Genomic DNA, 1,784 nt, shown 5'->3' with positions numbered 1-1,784 from the left:
GTTTTAGTCGATCATCATACACAACAGGTTTAGGAAAACGTACGATATCCTTTTTCTCAATAACCTCCAAAAACAATTGCGGATCAATATAGATCATAACATAATCCAGACCTGTCTTATCCTGCGCCATTCCATCATGAGCCTGTTCCGGATTAAAAAACATAACACCATTCTGGTGGGATAATTGTAAAGTGCCATCCAAATTATATTTTTGGATTCCACGTAAAGTTACACCCATGGCATACTCTTGGTGGGCGTGCTTTTTATACGTAAAATCAGTCATATTCGCTGACAGCACCGTAATACCCGCTGATTTTCGATAAATAAATTTGTTCATTCCATTCACCTCTTCATCACTTGCCTACATCCAGATCATGATTGCAGCGTAAGCGAGAGATAACGCCATCAATACATTAAATGTTTTATTATACTTTTGTAAAAGCGCTTTGAAGATCGAACCAAAGAGAACCCATGTCATAAATGCCAAAAAACCAATTAACGTGATAGCTAAAATACTTAATGTGACTGCAGAACTTGTGCTATAGCTAGGCATAATGAAGGTTGGAATCACAGTCAATGTAAATAATACTACCTTTGGATTTAAAAACTGCATAAGAAATCCTGACAAGAAAGTAGCCGTTTGGTTTAATGCTCCGTTTGATGCATCCATTTTGTAAATTTGATAAACAAGATAAAACATATAACCACTTCCAATTATCTGCATCACAATGATTATTTTCGGTATAATCGTTATAAGAATCGTGTTCAGCAAAGCAGAAATAACAAGTAATGAGGCAAAACCAATTGTTGCTCCAAACGAATATTTCATTGSCTTTTTTACACCGAAATTATGCACCGTGGATAATATGACGATATTGGTAGGTCCAGGTGTAAACGTAGCAATCGTACAGTAAATCAAAAAAGATGTAAAATCCATGAGAATACTCCTTTCAAGCTCTTCTCATAGCCTACATCTTAAAATGGAATTCCTATAGTATATTATTGCAGAAGTAACGAATATTTCGCTATGGTTCTATGTGGCAAATATTTTGGAGTTTCATTGAATAGAACAAAGTTAGGTCTGAACTTGTTTATATCCAACCAATATTTCAAAATCATATTTCCCTAATCTTATTGAACTATCCTGCCGATTGGCTTAAAAGAACAGAAATGAAGTTGACTTACGATTTGAAGATGGAGTCGATACTCTCTCTAACGTAATCTAATATCCAGTGATTATAGTTTAAGTAAAGTTCCTGGAGAGGTGCCGTTGTGTTTGAAACTATATCTAAACCTCTGCTGTCATATAAATAAAAAATCGTATTACGAGTTGTATTCACGAAAAATATTCTATGATACGCGAAGAGAAACATTGCAGGTTTAATATCTGATGTTTTGCAACTCAGCACATAACGGAACGATATCCATTCATCATCCTCTTCATCAGATACCGTAAAGCTGTTACAAATAAGTTTTTTTAAAGTTTCCTTGCTTTTAACGCCTTTTTTAAAAAATTTTATCTTGTAAGGCTTACTCTTCCTTCTAAAGCTAAGAAATAAAACAATAAATATTTCATCACTTTCACTGTGCGTTTCTTTAAATAGTTGAGTAGTACGATAGAGAACTTGTTCTCTGTATTTTTCATCAGAAACCAAAGGATCCGGGTCACCGATCTCAAATCGAATGCCTACATCCGCGTTATAAAATAGAGGGGATTCCAATTTGAGTCCTAGAAACTTATCATTGAGAAAACGATCAAGTAATGCTGTCACTCATTCTCCCCC

General features: G+C 34.8%; 3 protein-coding genes. All 3 read right to left on the bottom strand.

Features of this window, described 5'->3' with window-relative positions:
• On the bottom strand, window positions 1-337 hold a 337-nt coding region (locus tag AC1DSE_RS34845), incomplete at its 3' end, for an AraC family ligand binding domain-containing protein (RefSeq protein WP_477529076.1).
• A 24-nt stretch (window positions 338-361) separates the two neighbouring features.
• Entirely contained in the window at window positions 362-937 is a 576-nt protein-coding gene (locus AC1DSE_RS34840) for a LysE family translocator (protein WP_477529075.1), read from the bottom strand.
• Between the two features lie 244 nt (window positions 938-1,181).
• Complete coding sequence (locus AC1DSE_RS34835) at window positions 1,182-1,772, bottom strand: DUF3885 domain-containing protein (RefSeq protein WP_477512301.1); 591 nt, start codon at window positions 1,770-1,772, stop codon at window positions 1,182-1,184.
• Window positions 1,773-1,784 lie beyond the last annotated feature (12 nt).

It is taken from the genome of Paenibacillus sp. 01L418 (assembly GCF_056400045.1).
The sequence above is the reverse complement of the archived record's forward strand: the minus strand, read 5'-3'. Positions and strand labels throughout refer to the sequence as shown.